Annotated in this window: 25 protein-coding genes and 1 pseudogene; 14 read left to right on the top strand and 12 right to left on the bottom strand. The window is 62.9% G+C overall.

Annotated elements, in window-relative coordinates; translation table 11 throughout:
- The first annotated feature begins 86 nt into the window (after window positions 1–86).
- The gene (locus tag RPG13_RS18960) at window positions 87–251 is read left to right on the top strand and encodes a hypothetical protein (protein ID WP_337125738.1); all 165 of its coding nucleotides are present in this window, start codon (window positions 87–89) and stop codon (window positions 249–251) included.
- 49 nt (window positions 252–300) lie between these two features.
- Here the strand turns inward: RPG13_RS18960 and RPG13_RS18955 are convergent, their stop codons facing one another.
- Window positions 301–807 carry a DUF1993 domain-containing protein gene (locus RPG13_RS18955; protein ID WP_128242064.1) on the bottom strand — a complete coding sequence of 169 codons (507 nt, stop codon included), beginning with the start codon at window positions 805–807 and terminating at the stop codon, window positions 301–303.
- A 123-nt stretch (window positions 808–930) separates the two neighbouring features.
- On the opposite strand from RPG13_RS18955, the gene RPG13_RS18950 reads away from it, so the two are divergent.
- Window positions 931–1,980 carry a DUF1176 domain-containing protein gene (locus RPG13_RS18950; protein ID WP_128242065.1) on the top strand — a complete coding sequence of 350 codons (1,050 nt, stop codon included), beginning with the start codon at window positions 931–933 and terminating at the stop codon, window positions 1,978–1,980.
- Here the strand turns inward: RPG13_RS18950 and RPG13_RS18945 are convergent.
- From RPG13_RS18945 to RPG13_RS18915, 7 genes are all read right to left on the bottom strand, one after another.
- Complete coding sequence (locus RPG13_RS18945) at window positions 1,977–2,828, bottom strand: alpha/beta hydrolase (protein ID WP_337125737.1); 852 nt, start codon at window positions 2,826–2,828, stop codon at window positions 1,977–1,979. The two genes, RPG13_RS18950 and RPG13_RS18945, sit on opposite strands and share 4 nt — an antisense overlap.
- A gap of 228 nt (window positions 2,829–3,056) precedes the next feature.
- Complete coding sequence (locus RPG13_RS18940) at window positions 3,057–4,667, bottom strand: molybdopterin-binding/glycosyltransferase family 2 protein (RefSeq protein WP_337125736.1); 1,611 nt, start codon at window positions 4,665–4,667, stop codon at window positions 3,057–3,059.
- Complete coding sequence (locus tag RPG13_RS18935) at window positions 4,664–5,368, bottom strand: XdhC family protein (protein WP_127205228.1); 705 nt, start codon at window positions 5,366–5,368, stop codon at window positions 4,664–4,666. The genes RPG13_RS18940 and RPG13_RS18935 overlap by 4 nt, the downstream gene beginning before the upstream one ends.
- A gap of 87 nt (window positions 5,369–5,455) precedes the next feature.
- Entirely contained in the window at window positions 5,456–5,794 is a 339-nt protein-coding gene (locus RPG13_RS18930) for an XdhC family protein (protein ID WP_095489553.1), read from the bottom strand.
- Between the two features lie 28 nt (window positions 5,795–5,822).
- Complete coding sequence (locus tag RPG13_RS18925) at window positions 5,823–7,073, bottom strand: vWA domain-containing protein (RefSeq protein ID WP_337125735.1); 1,251 nt, start codon at window positions 7,071–7,073, stop codon at window positions 5,823–5,825.
- Window positions 7,074–7,077: 4 nt separating this feature from the next.
- A complete protein-coding gene (locus RPG13_RS18920) occupies window positions 7,078–8,007 on the bottom strand; it encodes an AAA family ATPase (RefSeq protein ID WP_337125734.1) in 930 nt (309 codons plus the stop codon).
- A 28-nt stretch (window positions 8,008–8,035) separates the two neighbouring features.
- The gene (locus RPG13_RS18915; protein ID WP_095489679.1) at window positions 8,036–8,530 is read right to left on the bottom strand and encodes a flavin reductase; all 495 of its coding nucleotides are present in this window, start codon (window positions 8,528–8,530) and stop codon (window positions 8,036–8,038) included.
- Between the two features lie 191 nt (window positions 8,531–8,721).
- Between RPG13_RS18915 and RPG13_RS18910 the strand changes: the two genes are divergently transcribed.
- Together RPG13_RS18910 and RPG13_RS18905 are read left to right on the top strand one after the other, a co-directional pair.
- Complete coding sequence (locus tag RPG13_RS18910; protein WP_337125733.1) at window positions 8,722–9,795, top strand: branched-chain amino acid ABC transporter substrate-binding protein; 1,074 nt, start codon at window positions 8,722–8,724, stop codon at window positions 9,793–9,795.
- On the top strand, window positions 9,795–10,814 hold the full coding sequence (locus RPG13_RS18905; RefSeq protein ID WP_292625007.1) for a P1 family peptidase: 1,020 nt from the start codon (window positions 9,795–9,797) through the stop codon (window positions 10,812–10,814). Before RPG13_RS18910 ends, RPG13_RS18905 begins: the two co-directional genes overlap by 1 nt.
- Before the next feature lie 46 nt (window positions 10,815–10,860).
- On the opposite strand, the gene RPG13_RS18900 is transcribed toward RPG13_RS18905, so the two are convergent.
- Window positions 10,861–11,115, bottom strand: a complete 255-nt coding sequence (locus RPG13_RS18900) for a DUF2171 domain-containing protein (RefSeq protein ID WP_095489556.1) — start codon at window positions 11,113–11,115, stop codon at window positions 10,861–10,863.
- A gap of 140 nt (window positions 11,116–11,255) precedes the next feature.
- Between RPG13_RS18900 and RPG13_RS18895 the strand changes: the two genes are divergently transcribed.
- The 4 genes from RPG13_RS18895 to RPG13_RS18880 are packed head-to-tail and all read left to right on the top strand — an operon-like array spanning window position 11,256 to window position 14,438.
- Window positions 11,256–11,981: a DUF2259 domain-containing protein gene (locus RPG13_RS18895; protein ID WP_337125732.1), complete on the top strand. Its 726-nt coding sequence runs from the start codon at window positions 11,256–11,258 to the stop codon at window positions 11,979–11,981.
- Window positions 11,978–12,499, top strand: coding sequence for a hypothetical protein (locus tag RPG13_RS18890; RefSeq protein WP_337125731.1), 522 nt, complete (start codon window positions 11,978–11,980; stop codon window positions 12,497–12,499). Before RPG13_RS18895 ends, RPG13_RS18890 begins: the two co-directional genes overlap by 4 nt.
- A 59-nt stretch (window positions 12,500–12,558) precedes the next feature.
- Window positions 12,559–13,866 (top strand): adenylosuccinate lyase, encoded by a 1,308-nt coding sequence (gene purB, locus RPG13_RS18885; RefSeq protein ID WP_126106797.1) that lies wholly within the window; start codon window positions 12,559–12,561, stop codon window positions 13,864–13,866.
- On the top strand, window positions 13,866–14,438 hold the full coding sequence (locus RPG13_RS18880; RefSeq protein ID WP_095489560.1) for an RBBP9/YdeN family alpha/beta hydrolase: 573 nt from the start codon (window positions 13,866–13,868) through the stop codon (window positions 14,436–14,438). The genes purB and RPG13_RS18880 overlap by 1 nt, the downstream gene beginning before the upstream one ends.
- Window positions 14,439–14,454: 16 nt before the next feature.
- On the opposite strand, the pseudogene RPG13_RS18875 reads toward RPG13_RS18880, so the two are convergent.
- Window positions 14,455–15,266: pseudogene (locus tag RPG13_RS18875) on the bottom strand (VOC family protein).
- Between the two features lie 250 nt (window positions 15,267–15,516).
- Between RPG13_RS18875 and RPG13_RS18870 the strand changes: the two are divergent.
- Complete coding sequence (locus RPG13_RS18870) at window positions 15,517–16,065, top strand: RBBP9/YdeN family alpha/beta hydrolase (protein WP_095489682.1); 549 nt, start codon at window positions 15,517–15,519, stop codon at window positions 16,063–16,065.
- Here RPG13_RS18870 and RPG13_RS18865 read toward each other — a convergent pair.
- Together RPG13_RS18865 and RPG13_RS18860 are read right to left on the bottom strand one after the other, a co-directional pair.
- Window positions 16,062–16,835, bottom strand: a complete 774-nt coding sequence (locus RPG13_RS18865) for an HpcH/HpaI aldolase family protein (protein WP_126106799.1) — start codon at window positions 16,833–16,835, stop codon at window positions 16,062–16,064. The genes RPG13_RS18870 and RPG13_RS18865 overlap by 4 nt on opposite strands.
- A gap of 120 nt (window positions 16,836–16,955) precedes the next feature.
- On the bottom strand, window positions 16,956–17,276 hold the full coding sequence (locus RPG13_RS18860) for a DUF1476 domain-containing protein (RefSeq protein ID WP_095489563.1): 321 nt from the start codon (window positions 17,274–17,276) through the stop codon (window positions 16,956–16,958).
- A 273-nt stretch (window positions 17,277–17,549) separates the two neighbouring features.
- Here RPG13_RS18860 and purC point away from each other — a divergent pair, with 273 nt between their 5' ends.
- Genes purC through RPG13_RS18835 form a run of 5 tightly spaced genes read left to right on the top strand, consistent with a single transcriptional unit; the run spans window position 17,550 to window position 20,029 of the window.
- Complete coding sequence (gene purC, locus RPG13_RS18855; protein ID WP_023674725.1) at window positions 17,550–18,344, top strand: phosphoribosylaminoimidazolesuccinocarboxamide synthase; 795 nt, start codon at window positions 17,550–17,552, stop codon at window positions 18,342–18,344.
- Window positions 18,345–18,385: 41 nt separating this feature from the next.
- Window positions 18,386–18,628 (top strand): phosphoribosylformylglycinamidine synthase subunit PurS, encoded by a 243-nt coding sequence (gene purS / locus RPG13_RS18850; protein ID WP_126107512.1) that lies wholly within the window; start codon window positions 18,386–18,388, stop codon window positions 18,626–18,628.
- Window positions 18,629–18,646: 18 nt separating this feature from the next.
- Window positions 18,647–18,901, top strand: coding sequence for a hypothetical protein (locus tag RPG13_RS18845; protein ID WP_126106800.1), 255 nt, complete (start codon window positions 18,647–18,649; stop codon window positions 18,899–18,901).
- Window positions 18,898–19,566, top strand: coding sequence for a phosphoribosylformylglycinamidine synthase subunit PurQ (gene purQ, locus RPG13_RS18840; protein ID WP_126106801.1), 669 nt, complete (start codon window positions 18,898–18,900; stop codon window positions 19,564–19,566). The genes RPG13_RS18845 and purQ overlap by 4 nt, the downstream gene beginning before the upstream one ends.
- A gap of 46 nt (window positions 19,567–19,612) precedes the next feature.
- Window positions 19,613–20,029, top strand: a complete 417-nt coding sequence (locus tag RPG13_RS18835; protein ID WP_095489565.1) for a hypothetical protein — start codon at window positions 19,613–19,615, stop codon at window positions 20,027–20,029.
- The last annotated feature ends 1 nt before the right edge of the window (window position 20,030 follow it).

Raw genomic sequence — 20,030 nt, 5'->3', positions numbered from 1 at the left:
ATGGCTGCCATGCAAATGCTGCACTGCACAATTGTCATGATTTGCCTATATTGCGACTCGGGGAGGACCAACCAGGGGCTTGAATCATGGGTTTCCTCACTGAAATGTTCGCCCGTCCGCGTCCGCAGGAACGTCTGCGCTACCGCGCGGCTCTGGCGCTGCTTCATTCGATGAGCAATGCCGACCGTGCGGATATCGGCATCAAACCAGCCGACTTCCCGCGCGTCGCCCGCGAAATGTCCTCACACTAGCCAGATCGTACGATATCCCGGCTCGACCGGGATATCTCCTCGCCATTCTTCAACGCGATCCCATGAAAATCGCTTTGCTCAGCGGCACGCCATTGTGGCGCAGGATGTCGTAGGCGGTGGTCAGGTGGAAATAGAAATTGGGCATGGCGAGATGCAGCAGATACTCCATGCCGGCCATCGAGAATTCGCGCTGGCCAAGCTTCAGCTCGATCATTCTGTCATCGGAGCCATCGAATTCGGCAGCGGAGAACGTCGCCAGAAGATCGAGGGTCTTGGTGATACGCGCCTGGAGATCGGCAAAGCTCGCCTCGGTGTCCTCGTATTTGGGCACCTCGCGGCCGGCGAGCCGCGATGGAGCGCCCTTGGCGTGGTCGGTGGCGATCTGCACCTGTCTCGTCAGCGCGTACATGTCCGGCGCCAGCCTCGACGTCAAAAACACCTGCGGATCGATCTTCCGGTCGAGCGCATTCTGCTCGGCGATGCTCAGCACGTTGGATAGCGCCTTCAACCTGGCCGAAAACACCGGCACAGACGCTTCGTACATCGATATGGTCACGTGAATCTCCTATCCGGCGGGAACGCCGACGGCGGGACGTAGCGCCTTCGCAGCCGATTCTTCAAGCGTCACCACGTCGCCGCAATCGGTATGATAGGATTTCCCATCTGGTGGAGATTCCCGATGAGAAGCGCCCTTTTCGCAGCGACCGCTTTTTTCTCCCTGGCCGTGACAGGCCAGCCAGTGCTCGCCGCCGAAGCGCCCTATGTCGATGACAGGTCGGACGCCGAAGCGGTCATCCGCTCGCTCTACAGTGCCATCAACCGGCAAGAATTCGCGCGCGCCTGGGACTATTTCGGCGACACCAAGCCGGCCAAGGATTTCGACGCGTTCGTCAAGGGCTATGACGGCACCGAAAGGGTCGACGTCAAAACCGGCGCCGTATCGGACGACGGTGCGGCCGGCAGCATCTATTACAATGTTCCGGTTGCCATCCGGGCGACGGCCAAGGACGGCAGCGAAAATATCTTTGCCGGTTGCTACACGTTGCGGCAGGTCAATGCCCAGATCCAGGAGCCGCCATTTCGCCCGATCTTCATCGACAAGGGCGCGCTGAAGCCGTCGAAGGCCAATTTCGAGGACGCGGTGCCGGAAAGCTGCGGCGACGGACCACCGCCGCCGAAGAAGGATGCGGCGCTGGAGCAGGCCAAGAAGGCGTTTGCGGCGACCTATGGCGAACAATGCGACAAGGAAATGCCTGGCGGCGAGCCTTTGGGAGAGCCGGATGCCTACTCCCTCCGCTACAAGGATGCCGGCGCCGAGGCCGACGAGCCAGAACGCGAGACGCGGCTATTCCGCTTCTTCTGCTCGATGGCTGCCTACAATGAGAGTGCCGTCTACTACATCGCGGATGATGTATCCGGTGTCCGGCAGTTGCAGTTCGCCTCGCCGGAGCTCGATATCCACTATGAGAACAACGATAGCGAGGGTAAGGTCGAGGCGATCAACGTCATCGGCTTCGAGACCGACGACCAGCTGGTCAATTCCGCATATGACGACGCCACCAAGACGATCTCGTCCCTCAACAAGTGGCGCGGCGTCGGTGACGCCTCGTCAGCCGGGACCTATCTGTTTCGCAACGGCAATTTCTCGCTGGTGCAGTACGATGTCGACGCCTCCTATGACGGCGAGATCAACCCGCAGACGGTGGTGGACTACAACACCGCGCCTTAAGGGGCCTTCGACAGCATCCAGTTGAGCGTGCCGCGCCAGTCGGTCATGCGGATCGGCGTGCCGTGCGTGCCGGTCTCGAAGCGGACAAAGCGGGCCGGATAAGTTTTCGATTTGGCCAGTATCGAACGGAAGAAGGCTTCCTGTTTCTCGACTGGAAACACCGGGTCCTTGCTGCCCTGGCCAAAGAAAACCGGAACGCGGCGCTTGAAGGCGGGGCTGGAGAAGAAAGTTTCATCCCACAGCGAGCCGAGCAGCAGCAACCCGTCGATGCGGCCGCCCATATCCTTGCGGGCGGCCAGCTTCCAGCACAATGTGCCGCCCATCGAGCCGCAGGCAACGAAGATTTTCGCGGCCGGCGACTGTTCGGCATAGTGGCCGATCAGCGCGGCGATTTGGGCAGCACCCGTGTCGCCGAAATCGGAGAAATCCGGGCTGAGATAGAGGCCGCCATTGCCGGCCATCAGGTTCTTGATGCGGTTGAAATTGCCACCGAAGGTGAAGTCGTCGACGCCCTGCTTGCGGCTGCCGCCCTGCCCGTGCAGGTAAAGCAAGATGATCGAGGCGCCTTGCGTGCGGCCGACGGCGACGTGGCGGACAGTGCCGGCGTCGGTCTTCAGCAGCAGATCCTGCTGCACCTTGCGCACACTGGTGTCGACATACTGCGCCTGCGCGCGGCGCTCCGGTATTTCGTCGCGGGCGTTGATATCGCGCAGTTCACGATAGTCGATGACCGTATAGGCGCCGTTGTTTGCGGACGAGAGGATGGCCGGATAAGCGAACAGATCGTCCTTGAAGGGCTTCAATTCGATGGCATCGGCGTAAGCGGCGAAGGAAAACAAGAAAAACATCGAAATCAGCAGGGCGCAGGCCCCCCTCTGGCCTGCCGGCCATCTCCCCCTCAAGGGGGGAGATTGAATATCGCGCCAGCTTTCGCCAATCGTCGGCCTTATAAAGTGAGGGCCGGCATCGACGCTGCCAATCTCCCCCCTTGAGGGGGAGATGGCCGGCAGGCCAGAGGGGGGTAGGACGGTACGAATAGCCATGCCCCCAGGCATGCGTTTTTCGGCTTCGGTTTGTCAATCCTGCAGCACGCCGCCGGCACCTTCCAGAGCCTCGCGGGTGTCGACATCGATGGACGCCCCCTTGCCGATCTCGACATCGACGACATCAAGCCCCTCGGCCTCGACCAGATGGCGTGCGCCGGTATCGCCTTCGAGATGAGCGATCGCCGCAAACAGCGAGCGCGGCAACAGCACCGGATTGCCGCGCTTTCCCTCATGCGAGGCGCGCACGACCGATCGGCCCTCGGACTTGCGGAATGCGTCGATCAGCCTGTCGAGGTCGGCCGACGAAACGCCCGGCATGTCGCCGAGAACGATCATGGCGCCGGCGGCGTCGCCGCTGACCCGCGCGATGCCGACCTTCAGCGATGAAGACAGGCCGTCAGCGAAATCCGGATTGTCGGCGAAGGTCACGTCGAGGCCCGACAATACCGTCCGCACCCGCTCGCGCTGATGGCCGGTAACGACGATTGTATCAGAGGCTTTCGAGTCGAGCGCGCGCTCGGCGGTGCGGCGCACCAGCGGCTTGCCGTCGAACAGCGCCAGCAGCTTGTTCGGGCCGCCCATTCGGCTGGAGCGGCCAGCGGCCAGCAGCACGACATCGACCTTCAATTCGGCCCTGGCCGGCAGCGGCTCGCGCGGCTGCGGCCGCGTCGGGATCTCCATCAACAAACCGCCGACACCCATGCCGGCAATATCGTTGGCCGTCACGTCGATGCCGGCAATCAACCGGTCGAGAACCCAGTCGAAGCCGTTCTCCTTGGGACTGCGGGCGCAGCCAGGCGCACCGATAATGCGCTTGCCGCCAAGTGTGCCGAGCACCAGCAGATTGCCGGGATCGACCGGCATGCCGGCGCGGATGACGGTCCCGCCGGCCCTCTCGATCGCCGCCGGGACGACGTCGCCAAAATCGCTCATCGCCGAGGCGCCGAAGATCACCACCATGTCGTTGTCGCGCGCCAGCGAGGCCGCAGCTTCCGCAACGGGGCCAATTTCGTGCGGCGTGCGGCGCTCCGCCGTCAGCCGGCCGCCCGAGCGCGCCAGGCGGGCTTCGGTGACACGCAACGTTTTGTCGAGCACGCTCGGCTTGATGCCGGGCAACACCGTCTGGATGACGCCGACACGCACCGGCTGATAGGCATTGACGGCAAAGATCTCGCTGCCGGCGCAGATTTTTGTCACGGCATCGACCAAGACCGAGGCAACGGCAAAGGGAATGATCTTCACCGTCGCGACCATCTGGCCCTTTTCGACCGGCGCGTGCTGCGCCAAGGTGGCGATGGTGATGGTCGGATCGACGGCGTTGATGGCGTCGATCATCGCCGCATCGACGGTGAAGATGCCGGCCGCTTGAGCATGGAGGTTGACCCGGCCGGTTGCGGCGGGCTTAGCCTCGATGTTGCGGTGGATCATGCTTTCGGCGATTTTTTCGGCGGCAGCGTCCTCGCTTAAATCGTCGGGAGCAAGAACAGCCGCGACAACCTCCGAAATCCCTGCTGCCCTGAGCAAAGACACATCGTCGGCGCTCAGCTTGTGCGCCTTGCGGAAGCGCCGTTCTCCGGCCGTGGTGGCATGCGCCAGCACCGCACCCTCGGCCGTGTCGATCGGGATCGGGCCGAATTTCACGCCACCGCATCCTTGGCTTCGAGGCCACGCGAGCGAAAGGCGTGGATCGCCTGTGCCAGCACCGCTACCGCGATCTCGGCCGGGCTCGCGGCGCCGATGTCCAAGCCGATCGGCGCGTGGATGCGGGCGATCTGGTCGGCGGTCGCGCCCAATGCCAGCAGGCGTTCGACGCGCTTAGCATGGGTCTTGCGGCTGCCGAGCGCCCCGACATAGAAGCAGTTGGCGTCGAGCGCCGCCTTCAGAGCGAAGTCATCGATCTTCGGATCATGGGTGACGGCGGCCAGCGCCGTATAGCTGTCGAGCGGCTGGCGTTTCAGGATGTCCTCCGGCCATTCGGCATGCAGCGCCACATCGGGAAAGCGGTCTGCTGTGGCAAAGGCCGTGCGCGGATCGACGATCTCGACGGGATAGCCGGCGATCTTGGCCATCGGTGCCAGTGCCTGGCTGATATGAACGGCGCCGATCACCAACAGGCGCGGCTGCGGCAGATAGGCATTGAGGAAGAAGGTTCGTCCTTCCGCCTCGACCGACCCGGAATTGCCTGATCGAAACGCCTTGGCAATTGCAGCGCCCAATTCGCCGGCAACCTGATCGCCTTCGCGCACGATGCGATCGCGGCCGTCACCGAGATCGGTGACCAGGATCGCCGCGCGGCGGGCGCGGCGTTCGGCGTTCAGCGTCTTTAAGGCGAATGGATCCATCAAAAGATCTCTTGTTTGAGCATGATCTTGTCCGAAAACCGGTTCCCACTTTTCGCTGACGCGGACCTTCGGTTCGGGATCATGCTTCTAACCCAACCGCTCGACATAGACCTTGATGCGCCCACCACAGGACAGGCCGACCTGCCAAGCGGTTTCGTCGGCGACGCCGAACTCCAGCATCTTAGCCTGGCCGCTGTCGATGACGTCGACCGCCTCGGTCACCACCGCGCCTTCGACGCAGCCGCCAGAGACGGAGCCGTGGAAATTGCCGTCCGCGTCGATGACAAGATGGCTGCCGACCGGACGCGGCGCCGAGCCCCAGGTCTCGACCACAGTGGCAATGGCGACATGCTTGCCGTCCTTCATCCAGCCTTCCGCGATGATCAGCGGATCGCGTGCCTCGTCGAGATAAATACTGCTTTCCATCACCGTTTCTCCCGGAGAAAACATATGGCTATGCGGCGCTTCTCGCGCCACCCTCAATCCATCGGCGTGGGTCGACGGAGCGCGCCGACTTCTTGTCCAGCGACGCGCAGAGGTCGGCGAGCGCATCGAGATTGTGCACCGAGCGGAACTCGTCGACATGCGGCAGCATCGCCTTGACGCCACGGGCGCGGGCCTCGAAGCCGTCAAAGCGCAGCAGCGGGTTCAACCAGATCAGCCGCCGGCAGGATTTGTGCAGACGCTCCATCTCCTCCGACAGGCCGGCAACGTCGTCGCGCTCCAGCCCATCGGTGATCAGGAGAACGACAGCGCCCTGCCCCAGCACACGCCGCGACCACAGCCGGTTGAATTCGGCCAGCGTATCGCCGATGCGGGTGCCGCCCGACCAGTCCTTCACCGTCGCCGAGCAATCGGCGAGTGCCGCGTCGGGATCGCGATGGCGCATCTGCCGCGTCAGATTTGTCAGCCTGGTGCCGAAAACGAAAGCGTGCACGCGCCGGCGCTTTTCGGTCAGCGCATGCAGGAAATGCAGGAAGATGCGCGTGTACTGGCTCATCGAACCGGAAATATCGGCAAGCACGACCAGCGGCGGGTGAACCTCGCGCGGTGACCGGAATTTCGGCAGGATCAGTTCGCCGCCAGTGCGCGCGGCCGAGCGCATCATGGCGCGCGGATCGATGCGGCGGCCATGCGCATTGGATTTGAAGCGCCGTGTCCTGACCATGTCGAAGGGCAGCCGCAACTCGGCGATCGCCTTCTTGGCGTCAGTCATCTCGGCGGCGTTCATCTGGGCAAAATCCTTGCCCCTCAGCACCTCGTTGCCGGAAAAGGTGAAGCGGGCGTCGACCTCGATCTCGGGGATTTCCTGCACCGGCTGGTTCTTCTGATGACCCTCGAACATCGCCTGGCTGACGCGGTTTTCCGCGGCGCGCGGCTTCTGCTTCTCTCTAATGTCGGGCGCCACCGGCGAAAACATCGCCAGCATCTTTTCGATCAGCTCGTGCGATTTCCAGAACAGCCGGAACGTCTCGTCGAAGGTGGGGTGATCCTCATGCCGCGAGACCAGAACGGCATGCAGCGTCCAGTAGAAATCGTCGCGGGAACCGATGCCGGCGGCCAGCACCGCCTCGATCGCGTCTTTGACCGAGGCCGGGCCGACCTGCATGCCGGCCTTGCGCAAGGTGCGGGCGAAATAGACGATGTTGTCGGCGATCCGCCCGTCCGGCGTGGCCTCTTTCGGTTCGGGACGCGACGTTGCCATCGCCCTACTCCGCCGCCGAAAGCTCGGCCTTCACCTCGTTGAGGATGCGCCGGCCTTCGCCCTGCTCGATACGGGCAATGTCGTCCTGGTATTTCAGCAGCACGCCGATCGTGTCGGAAACGGTTTCCGGATCGAGCGCCACCTTGTCGAGTTCGGTCAGCGCGCCGGCCCAGTCGATGGTCTCGGCGACACCCGGCACCTTGAACAGCTCAATCTGGCGCAGCTTCTGGATGAACGAAACCACCTCCGCCGACAGCCGGCTGTTGGCCTGCGGCACTTTTCTGCGCACGATCTCCAATTCGCGCTCGGCATTGGGATAATCGACCCAGTGATAGAGGCAACGCCGCTTCAGCGCGTCGTGGATCTCGCGGGTGCGGTTGGTGGTGATGATGACGATCGGCGACTCCTCCGCCTTGATCGTGCCGAGTTCGGGCACTGTCACCTGAAAGTCGGAGAGGATCTCGAGCAGGAATGCCTCGAAGGCCTCGTCGGTGCGGTCTAGCTCGTCGATCAGGAAGACCGGAGCGGCGCCCGCCTTGCCGGTCAGTGCGTCGAGCACCGGGCGGCGGATCAGGTATTTTTCGGAAAAGACGTTGCGCTCCATGTCGGAGCGATCGACCTTGCCGGCCGCCTCCTCCATGCGGATCTCGATCATCTGCGCGGCGTAGTTCCACTCGTAGACGGCCGACGAGACATCGAGGCCTTCATAGCATTGAAGGCGGATCAGCCGGCGGCCGAGCGCTTGCGCCAGCACCTTGGCGATCTCGGTCTTGCCGACGCCGGCCTCGCCTTCGAGGAACAGCGGCCGCTTCATGCGCAGCGATAAAAACAGCACGGTCGCCAACGACCGATCCGCCACATAGTCCGCGCCGGTCAGGAGATCGAGCGTCTCGTCGATCGTCCGCGGCGCGGGACGCGGTTTCAACTCGGCCATGCTCTCTCCGTGAGTGCAACCATACCCGTCACAGAACGTGGTAGTCGCGGTCGTGATAGATCAGCGGCCGCAAATTATCGCCGATGCGCAGGCCTGTCACCTTGCCAAAAAGCACACGGTGGGTGGCCAGATCCTTGATGTCGATCAGTTCGCAGTCGAACACGGCAAGCGCGCCCTTCAACGTCGGCGCACCGGTCGAGATCACGTCCCACTCGCCCAGCGCGAAACGTTCCTCGACCGGCAGGCCTGTGAGACCGGAAAAGCCGACCGCCAACGCCTCCTGGTGCGAAGCCAGCGTGTTCAAGGCGAACTTGCCGTTCCTGACGAACGGCTCGTTCTTGGGATTTTCGCTATTGAGACAAACCAGGATGGTCGGCGGCGTGTCCGAGACCGAACAGGCCGCAATGACCGTCGCACCGCGCCTGCCACTGGGGCCATCGGTGGTGACCACATGGACGTGGCCGGCAAAATGGCTCATCGCGTCGCGATAGGCCTGCGGCCCTATGTCGTTCTTTTTCAGCACCGGCGATTTCCATTGGTTTGGAGCGAGGTGAACCCAACCGTTATATATGGCGGCATATTGCATGCCACAAGCGAAGTGGTTGACATGCATCCTGAATTTCGCGTGTTGCGTGGAAGCTAGCCAGCCTTTAGGTCTTGGCAGGAAGTGGCGCCGGCAAACACGCGACCGGCGCGGAGGAATTCTTCGCCCGCATGCGACCCAGGACAACGACAATAGCGGTGCTGGGCTGGCTGTCTCTCGCCGGCAATGCGAACGCTGAGACGCTGCTGGTCGGCGTTGCAGCACCGCTATCCGGACCGTCGGCGATCCTCGGCAAGCAGATCGAGGCCGGCGCCGGCCTGGCGGCAGAGGCGAACGGTGTCCAGCTCAAGATGGTCGACGACGGCTGCACGGCAGATGGCGGGGCTGCCGCAGCCAGGGAATTCGCCGCGGCGAAAGTCAGCGTGGTCGTCGGCTTCCTCTGCACCGAGGCGATCGAGGCGGCGCTGCCCATCCTGAAGGAGGCCAACATACCGGTCATCACCGTCGGCGTGCGCACCGAAAGCCTGACCGACCGGCGCGCCAAGACCGGCTGGCCAGTCTTTCGTCTCGGACCGCGCGGCGACGACGAGCGCAACGCCGTCGCCTCCATCCTCACTCGCCAATGGCAGAACGAGCTGTTCGCCATCGTCGACGACGGCACGATCTATGGCCGCGAAATCGCCGAGACGCTTCGGGCGGCAGCCGAACAGGCGGCGCTGAAGCCAGTGTTCGTCGACACGTTCCGGCCGCAGCTCGATAACCAGATCGGACTGATCGGGCGGCTGAGGAAAGCCGGCGCAACGCACGTCTTCGCCGGCGGCGACGGCAGCGACGTCGCCATCATGGGCCGCGACGCCGGCCAGCTCGATGCCGGCATCATTTTTGCCGGAGGCGAAACACTGCGCACACTGCCCGGCGACGTGCCTTATGCCCAGGGCACGCTGATGATCGCGCCGCCCGAATGGGCCGATGTCGCCGACCCCAAGGTGCTGGAGGCGTTTGCCGCCCGAGAGATCGTGTCGGACGGCTACACGCTGCCGGCCTATGCGGCGGTCGAGATCGCCAAGGCGGCCTCGGCGCTGGCGGAAACCTCCAGCAAGCCCCTGGCCGATGCGCTTACCGCGCATGACTTCAGCACAGCGATCGGGCCCGTCCGCTTTGACGGCAAGGGCGACTTGACCGAGAACCTCTATCGGGTCTTCCGTTTCAACGGCGTCCGGTTCGTGCCGATCGAGGACCAATGATGTTTCGTACAGGGCCGCGCAATCTCATCACCGATGTCGCCGGCCTGCGTGTCGGTAACGCTTCCGATGCGAGGCTGAAATCCGGGGTGACCACCGTCGTCTGCGACGAACCGGCGGTGGCCGGCGTGCAGATCCTTGGCGGGGCGCCCGGCACCCGCGAGACCGACTTGCTCGAGCCGCACAATTCGATCGAGGCGATCCATGCCGTGGTGCTTTCGGGCGGCTCGGCGTTCGGTCTCGATGCCGCCTCCGGCGTGCAGGCGGCGTTGCGCGAAAGAGGCATCGGCGTGGAGGTCGGCGGCTTTCGCGTGCCGATCGTGCCGGCGGCGATCCTGTTCGACCTGCGCAATGGCGGCGACAAGGACTGGGGGCGCTATCCGCCCTATCGCGATCTCGGCTATGAGGCGGCACAGACAGTCGGCAGCGACTTTCCGCTCGGCACGGTCGGCGCGGGCACCGGTGCATTGAGTGCCGGCCTCAAGGGCGGCCTTGGATCAGCCTCGACGGTGCTCGACAGCGGCGTCACCATCGGCGCGCTCGCCGCCGTCAACCCGACCGGCTCGGTGACAATCGCCCGTGGCAGGCATTTCTGGGCCGCACCCTTCGAGATCGGCGACGAGTTCGGCGGGCTTGGCTATCCCTCGCCGATGCCGGAGGACGCGAAACGGATCCTGCTGAAGTTTCGCGACAAGCATGTTGGGACACGGACGGCGGTCGGCGGCAACACGACCATCGCCGTCATCGCCACGGATGCCGTTCTCACCAAGGCTGCCGCCAAACGCCTGGCGATATCAGCGCATGATGGCTTCGTCCACGCCATTTGGCCGACACACACGCCGGCCGACGGGGATCTGGTTTTCGCGCTGGCGACCGGCAAGAGCGGCATCGAGCTGGCGCCCAACGACGCCATCGACCTCTACGCAGCGGCCGGCGCCACCATGGCGCGTGCCATCAGCCGCGGCGTCTTTGCCGCGACGCCTGCCAAAGGCGACCTGTTTCCGGTCTGGTCGTCGCGCTGAATGCGCGCTGCCGTAATCAAATGGGCCGTAATCAAATGGCCCGTGATCAGGTGGGGTCGGATTTTTCTTCCTCGAAGGTGACCGCGACATCCGAATTTGCCGACAGCCGCACTTTCTGACCCTCAATCTCGGCAACGAGACTGAGCGGAATGAAGTGATGATGGCCCCTATGAGCGCCCTCGCCGCTGTCACGCTTGGTCAGCTTGATTCTTTGTCCCTCAACTTTGTCGACGGTGCCGACATGGACGCCGTCGGCGCCGATCACTTCCATGTGTTGGCGAATCTTGGCTGCATCGGTCATGGTGGGGTCTCCATTTGAAGCTGCCGACAATAACAAATGACGGCACGATTGGATGCATCGGCGTTGCGGTTTCAGACCGCACGACGTCTTGACCGCGTCGTGATAGTGATGGATCGACCTTGGCTGCCGGGAGTAACACCATGCGAATTCTTGTTCTGTTTGCCGTTTCCCTCCTTGCCCAGTTTACGACTTCGCTCGCCGCGCATGCCGGCGACGTCGCCGAGCTTGAAATCCTCGGCTTCACCGGGGATGGCGGCGTCTTCGCCTTCGAGGAATATGGCGTCCAGGACGGATCAGGATTCCCCTATGCCAATCGCTATTACATCAACACCGCGGACGACAGTTTTCTGAAGGGCACGCCGATCAGGGTGCGGCTTGACGACGAGAACGCAACGCCCGAAGCGGCGCGCCTTGCCGCCCGGCAGAAAGGCGAAGCCATCATCAAGCAGTCGGAATTGACCGCGAACCGCGGCATCACCGCCGGCTTCAACCCGGTGACCGAACTTTCGGCCGATCCGTTCCGCATGGTGGTCAACCCGCGGCCGATCTTCTCGCCGGTCGACGATCCGCTCGAGTTCCGGCTCGACGAGATCGGCATGAACGACACCGAAACCTGCCAGAGCCTGGGCGAGATCAACGGCTTTCGCCTGCTGCGCATCGAGGCGAAAGACGGCGGCAAGACCGAGCTTCTGCACGAGGACAAGTCGATCCCCAAAAGCAGAGGCTGCCCGAACGGCTACCGCATTGGTGCGGTGCAGACATTTTCGTTGCAAGGCCTCAGCGCCTACGCCGTGCTGATTGCGGTGCGCCAATATGGCTTCGAAGGGCCGGACTATCGCTGGATCGCGGTGACCGGCCGGCTGTGACGCCGCTCCCCGTCATACGCAACCGCGTCCGGGATCGCATCCGCAAGGCGGCCTTGCCATCGCCGGGCGCCGCGGCCTGTGGCGCCCTGCTGTGGGCCGCAGCGATGGGCGCCAGCGCGCTTGTCAATCTGCTGCTGGACGACTGGGAGACCCCGGCAAAGATCCGCTTCGTCTCGTTGCTCTATGCGGCAGGCGGTGCGCTCGCCTTTCCGGTTGGCCTGTTCCTGGCGCGGCTCGTCTCGCTCGGACGGCATTGGCAAGTCGCCTTGGCGGCCGCGTTTGTCTGTCTTCTCGTCGCGACGATCGGCTTCACTGGCGGGCTCTTTGCGCTGCACTACCGTTCCTACTATGCCCAGTGGCATGAACCGGCACTGACCATCGCCTGGTCCATCCAGTTCGTGCACACTGTGGCGACGGCGTTCTATCAATTCATCGTTCTGGGCATCCGGCTTTATTTTCCGCTCGGTTTCATAGCGCTCGCTCTCGCCAGCATCTGGTTTGCGCGGCAGCAGCGTTGAGCATTTTGTCAGCCTCTGTTAGGACGCGGTCGAACGCCCTCGCAAGTCAGGACTGACCGATGATCCCTCGCTACTCCCGGCCGGAAATGGTGGCCATCTGGTCGCCCGAAACCCGGTTCCGCATCTGGTTCGAGATCGAGGCCCACGCTTGCGACGCATTGGCCGAGCTCGGCGTGATCCCGAAGGAGGCCGCCAAGACCATCTGGGAAAAGGGCGGGGCGGCGAAGTTCGACGTCGAGGCCATCGATGAGATCGAGCGCGTCACCAAGCACGACGTCATCGCCTTCCTCACCCATCTCAGCGAATTCGTCGGGCCGGATGCCCGCTTCATCCATCAGGGCATGACCTCCTCGGACGTTCTCGACACCTGCTTTGCCGTGCAGCTCAGTCGCGCCAGCGACATCCTTTTGGCCGACATCGACGCGCTGCTGGCGGCGCTCAAGCGTCGCGCCTTCGAACACAAGGATACCGTCACCATCGGCCGCAGCCACGGTATCCATGCCGAGCCGACCACCTTCGGCGTCAAGCTGGCGCAGGCCTATGCTGAATTCTCGCGCTGCCGCGAGCGGCTGGTGCACGCGCGTGAAGACATTGCGACATGCGCCATATCAGGTGCTGTCGGCACCTTCGCCAATATCGACCCCTATGTCGAAGAGCATGTGGCGAAGAAACTCGGATTGAAGCCGGAGCCGGTGTCGACGCAGGTGATCCCGCGCGACCGTCATGCGATGTTCTTCGCGACGCTGGGTGTCATCGCCTCGTCGATCGAACGGCTGGCGACAGAAATCCGCCATCTGCAGCGCACCGAGGTGCTGGAGGCGGAAGAGTATTTTTCGCCCGGACAGAAAGGCTCGTCGGCGATGCCGCACAAGCGCAACCCCGTGCTGACCGAAAACCTCACCGGGCTTGCCCGCATGGTGCGTTCCTTCGCGCTGCCGGCGATGGAGAACGTGGCGCTCTGGCACGAGCGCGACATTTCGCATTCGTCGGTCGAGCGCATGATCGGCCCGGATGCGACGGTGACGCTCGATTTCGCGCTGTCGCGGCTGACCAGTGTCATCGACAGATTGCTCGTCTATCCCGACAACATGCTGAAGAACATGAACAAGTTCCGCGGCCTCGTGCATTCGCAGCGCGTGCTGCTGGCGCTGACCCAGGCGGGCGTCAGCCGTGAGGATGCCTACCGGCTGGTGCAGCGTAACGCCATGAAGGTTTGGGAGCAAGGCGCTGATTTCCTTGAAGAACTTCTCGCCGACAAGGAGGTCACCGCAGTCTTGCCCGAAGCCGAGATCCGTGAAAAATTCGACCTTGGCTATCATACCAAGCATGTCGACACGATCTTCAAGCGGGTGTTCGGAGAAGCGTGATGATTTCGGCGGCTGGAGAATTCGATTTTCTCGCCCTGCCGGGGCGCGGTAATTCCGGGCCAGATCACTGGATGTCGCATTGGTGCCGGGCACTCCCCAATTCGAGCCGCGTGCTGCAGGCCGAATGGGACAGGCCGAGCCCCGAGGACTGGATTGGCCGGGTGGACGCCGCGATTGCCGCAGCACCTCGGCGCGTGGTGCTGCTTGCACACTCGCTGGCGGTGGCGACGGCGGTGAAATGGGCAGCCGGCGCCAGCGAAAGCCAGCTCAACAAGGTTGCGGGCGCGTTGCTGGTTGCCGCAACCAATGTCGAGGACCCTGATCCGTCCTTCGACCTTGTTCGTCCCTTTGCGCCGATGCCGTTGAAACGCTTGCCTTTCCCGACCCTGGTGGTGGCCAGCCGCACCGATCCGCGCGTCACCTTCGACCAGGCGACGGCCTTCGCCGCGGCCTGGGGCGCGGACCTCGCCGATGCCGGCGATCTCGGCCATATGGGAAACGAGACCCGCCTCGGCCTTTGGCCGGCGGGCCTGCTCATGCTCGGTCGCTTGTTGGAAAAAGCCCGGCTCTAACAGGCTTCCAAAACGCTCAAGCCTTGCCTGGAACGGTCCTGATCACCGTTCCCCATGGGTCCTCACGGGTCGTTGCGTCAGTCACATTGTCTGAACGCATTTCCACCCAGGCTAGACCGGACCGAGAAGGATCGCGTCGGCCGGCACCGGCACTCTGCCACGCATTGGCGCCGATATGGTGGTGGTAGCCGCCTGACGACAAGAACACCGCCGCGCTGCCATATTTCGCCACTGTGTCGAAGCCGAATTCCTGATGCCACCAGGCTTCGGCGTCTTCCGGCCTGCCGACGCGCAGATGGACATGTCCGATGATGCTGTTGTCCGGCGCACCCTGCCAGCCGGCATCGCCGGCCGCACTTCGGCAACGACAGAGGAGATGTTCAGCCGTTCGGTCGCCATCGCTATCTTGTCGCCATTCCATTTCCAGTCCTCACGGCGGCGGTCGGCATAGATCTCGATGCCATTGCCTTCAGGGTCGGTCAGGTAAAGCGCCTCGCTGACCAGATGGTCGGAAGCGCCCTCGATGCCGATCTTGTTGGCGATGGCGTGGTTGATCCAACGGCCGAGATCGGCCCGGCTGGGCAGCAGGAAGGCAGTGTGGAAGAGGCCGGCACTGCGCGGATCGTCGGGCTTCGCCACTGCATCCGCCTCGATGTCGAGCAAGGGACGATTGGCAGCGCCCAGCGTAATCGTGCCGCCTGCGCGGCTCAGCTCCTGCAGGCCGACGACGTTGCGATAATAGGCAGCGAGATTTTCGGCATCGCGCGCCCGCAACCCGACGCGGGCAACGCTGACCGGGGTCGTGGCGGCAAAAGGCAGTTCGCTCATCAAACTCTCCGTTTGGGCGGCCGTCGACGAGATTCCCAAAGCCAGGAGCCCGGCGCCACCTACCATTGTACGTCGTGTCAGTTCCAAAATCCTGTTTCTCATTTACACGGCTGTTTCTTTCTCGACGACAGATCGTCGATCGCGATCGTTCACACAAGATGGCAAGAAGCGAACATGGTGTTCACCATTTTGATCGCCAGGCCGGCTCGACACGGTTGCGCGAAGCAACGGTGCTCGCTACATGCGCGCCATGAAAGTCAGAGATGCAGATATTCTCATCGTGCCGGGGTATACCAATTCCGGTCCCGACCATTGGCAGAGCCGCTGGCAATCGAAATTGTCGACGGCACGCCGCGTCGAGCAGGCAGAATGGTCGAAGCCAGTGCGCCAGGACTGGACGGCGAGCGTGGCGAAGGCGGTTAACGAGGCCGAGCGGCCGGTCGTCATCGTCGCGCATTCGCTTGGGGTCGCGGCCGCAATCCAGGCAATGCCGCAGTTCCAGCGCCCGGTCGCCGGAGCCTTCTTCGTGGCGCCGCCCGACGTCGCCAATCCCAAGATAAAGCCCAGGCACCTGATGACCTTCGGCCCCTACCCGCGCGAACCGCTGGCATTCCCTTCGGTGGTGATCGCCAGCCGCAACGACCCGTTCTGCGCGTTCGGCGTCGCCGAGGACATTGCCGGCGCCTGGGGCTCGCTGTTCATCGACGCCGGCGATGCCGGACATCTCAATGCGGATTCCGGTTTCGGGCCGTGGCCCGAAGGATCGATGACTTTTGCGAAATTCCTGACGGATCTTTAGGACCCGATCGAGTCCCTTACGCTCTTCAGCAGGGTTTTTGCTCCCAGACCGATCAGCGCATGCTCGGAGCCCATGGCCAGCAACCGATAGCCCATCGACACCACACGGCCGGCGATTGCCGGCTCGACGACGTAGATCGCGGCATGCTTGCCGGCTTTGCGTGTCCGCTCGGCGATCGAGGCGACGGTCTCCATCATGCTTTCGAGCGTCGAGTTGACGGTGGCGCCGTTCGACCAGGCAATCGAGAAATCCGATGGGCCGAGGAAGATGCCGTCGATACCCGGCGTGTCGAGGATGCCGTCGAGCGCATCGAGGGCGGCGCGCGTCTCGACCATCGCGAAAGCCATGGTGCGCTCGTTGCTTTCGCGCAGCCAGTCGGCGTAGTCCCCCTTGCCGTGACGCGGAAAGGCATAGGTTGGACCCCAGGAGCGCTCGCCGAGCGGCGGGTATTTCATAGCGGCGGCAAACAGCTTGGCGTCCGCCACAGAATTCACCATCGGCGCAATTACCGCCTCAGCGCCGAAATCGAGTGCGCGGCTGGCCATGTCGAAGCGGCCGACCGGAATGCGCACCAGCGCCGGTTTGTTGGCGGCCAGCACCGGCCCAAGGCCGCGCAGCACACTGTCCTCGTGATGCCCGCCATGCTGCATGTCGAGCGTGACGGCATCGAAACCCTGTCGGGCAAGAATCTCGACCGTAAGGGCATCAGGCACGCCGGACCATGCGGTGCACAACGTTTCATCGGCCGCAAGGCGTGACTTCAGGGACATAGGCGGTTTCCTCTTTGGTTGCAGCAATTCAGCCGGAAATGGCTGCAAAGGCAAAGAAAAACCGCCCGGTCCACCCGGGCGGTCGATTGGTCCAGCAGGTCGATTTGGCTCAGAGAGAGATCAGGTGTTCTTGATCTGTTCAATCGCCTGCGCCATCAGATCGTCCATGGTGCGGCGAATCTGGTGGTCCGACTGGTCGACCCCGGCTTCGTCGAAATCCTTGCGGATCTTGCGGAAAACGTCGTGATCGCCAGCCTCCTCGATGTCGGCGACCACGACCTGCTTGGCATAGGCTTCGGCATCGGGTCCGGACTTGCCCAACTTTTCGGCGGCCCACAGGCCGAGCGCCTTGTTGCGGCGCGCCGAAGCCTTGAACCGAAGCTCCTCGTCGAATGCGAATTTGCGCTCGAAACCCTCTTCGCGGTCTTTCATATCGATCATGGCATCCCTCCGGTCAAATCCGATTCGCTGGCGGTTGAATATGTGTTGCCGAAGCACAAACCAAAAGGCCGCGGGCCGGTCAATATGCTACATCACTTGCTGCGCTGCGGCATTTCATTCCGGAAAGCGGTTGATTGAAAGGATTTGCCGATTGAGCAAACAGTGCGATTGGGATAGACACCGGCATTGAACCCTACCGTTGCCGCACTAATTTAGGCAGACGGACAGGAACTGGTCGTTTGCCGCCTGCCCGGAAATCCAGAGAAAAATCAGATGAAAAATCGCCGCCGCATTTATGAAGGCAAGGCCAAGATCCTCTATGAGGGACCTGAGCCGGGAACGCTGATCCAGTTCTTCAAGGATGACGCGACCGCTTTCAACAAGAAGAAGCACGAAATCGTCGATGGCAAGGGCGTGCTCAACAACCGCATTTCCGAGCATATCTTCAACCATCTCAACCGGATGGGCATTCCGACCCACTTCATCCGCCGGCTCAACATGCGCGAGCAGCTGATCAAGGAAGTCGAGATCATTCCGCTCGAGGTGGTCGTCCGCAACGTCGCCGCCGGTTCGCTGGCCAAGCGTCTCGGCATCGAGGAAGGCACGGTGCTGCCGCGCTCGATCATCGAATTCTATTACAAGGCCGACGCGCTCGACGATCCGATGGTGTCTGAAGAGCACATCACCGCTTTCGGTTGGGCGAGCCCTCAGGAGATCGACGACGTCATGGCGCTGGCCATCCGCGTCAACGACTTCCTCTCCGGCTTGTTCATGGGCGTCGGCATCCAACTCGTCGACTTCAAGATCGAGTGCGGCCGCCTGTTCGAAGGCGACATGATGCGCATCGTCGTTGCTGACGAGATCTCGCCGGACTCGTGCCGTCTGTGGGACGTGGCGACGCAGGACAAGCTCGACAAGGATCGTTTCCGCCGCGACATGGGCGGATTGGTCGAAGCCTATCAGGAAGTCGCCCGCCGCCTCGGCATCATGAACGAGAACGAGCCGCCGCGTCCCGCCGGACCAGTGCTCGTCGCCTCGACCGATGGCGTCAAAGGCAAGCCCCACTGAGATTTTTGCCGCTCAACACTTTGAACAGGAGCATGTCCAGCGTGATCAAGGCCCGCATTACCGTCACTCTCAAGAACGGCGTGCTCGACCCGCAAGGCAAGGCGATCGAACATGCGCTGTCCGGGATGGGCTTTGACGGCGTCGGCCAGGTGCGGCAGGGCAAGGTCTTCGACGTCGAGCTTTCGGAGAGCGACAAGGCCAAGGCCGAGGCCGATCTCAAGGCGATGTGCGACAAGCTTCTGGCGAATACGGTGATTGAGAACTATAGTGTGGCCATTACCTGAGGTTGTGCCGGAGGGCAGATGACCGAGATTGATGGAAGCTTGATATTTGAAGTCCTCAAGTCCATTCAGTCGCGGCTGGACAGGATGGATTTGACGCTCGGGGAGGTAAAGTCCGAGCTCGGCTCTATCCGCGGCCACCTCATCGCCACCGAGGGTGACGTGAAGAACATCTATGGCGTGCTGGCTCGCCAGGACGAGCGCCTGGAACATATTGAACGTCGCCTAGACCTGCGCGAACTTGCCGAAGCCCAGAGGCCTTACGAACCAAAATGAAATCAGCCGTCGTCCTCCTGCCTGGCCTCAACCGCGACCGCGACATGATTGCGGCGCTGACCAAGATTTCGGGAACGCCACCGGTCACGGTTTGGCAGACCGACACCGAAATCCCCGATGTCGACCTGATCACCATCCCCGGCGGCTTTTCCTTCGGCGATTATCTGCGCTGCGGTGCCATCGCCGCGCGCATGCCTGTGATGCGGGCGGTGGCTGAAAAAGCAGCCAAGGGCGTCATGGTCATCGGCGTCTGCAACGGCTTCCAGATCCTGGTCGAGGCCGGCCTTTTGCCGGGCGCCTTGATGCGCAACACGTCGCTGAAATTCGTCTGCCGGCAAGTCAAGCTGCAGATCGCCAACGCCAACACCATGTTCACCCGCCGCTATCAGCCGGGCCAGATCATCCGCTCGCCGGTGGCGCATCACGACGGCAATTATTTTGCCGACGACGAGACGCTTCGCAGGCTCGAAGGCGAAGGCCAGGTCGTTTTTCGCTATGCCGAAGGCACCAATCCCAACGGCTCGATCAACGACATTGCCGGCATCATCAACGGCCAGGGCAATGTGCTCGGCCTGATGCCGCATCCCGAGAACCTGATCGAAGCGGCACATGGCGGCAGCGACGGCCGGGCACTATTCGAAAGTGCCCTCGGCATCGCCGCTTGATATCTCCAGCATTCATCCTTTTCCCGAACTCGAAATAGGGCGCCGCATGAGCCTGAGACAGACGATCGCCCGCCTCGCTCTCGTCGCCACCGCCGGCCTTGTGCTCGCCTCCTGCCAATCGAAGCCGAAGAACGCGCCGGCACCTTCGGGCAAGAGCGCGTCGCTGCTTGCCATGGAACAGGTGGCGATCGCCGCCCACAAATGCTGGATCGCCAACAAGGATCCTGCCTTCAAGCCCTATCAGATGGCCAACGAGCTGAATTCGTTCACCGGCACGCCGCGCTTCCTGCTAGTCCCGGTCAAACACTATGGCGGAAAGCCGTTGCTGGTCGTGCAGGCGCAAGGCAATTCACGCCGCATCGACGTCTACGGTCCGCTGATGGACGAGCCGCTCGGTGCACGCATCGGCTCGGACATCGCGCGCTGGCAGACAGGCAACCCGGCCTGCGGTACGGCGGCGTAGC

Origin of the sequence: Mesorhizobium sp. ISC15 (assembly GCF_037162615.1) — a bacterium.
GTDB lineage: Bacteria > Pseudomonadota > Alphaproteobacteria > Rhizobiales > Rhizobiaceae > Mesorhizobium > Mesorhizobium mediterraneum.
The sequence above is the reverse complement of the archived record's forward strand: the minus strand, read 5'-3'. Positions and strand labels throughout refer to the sequence as shown.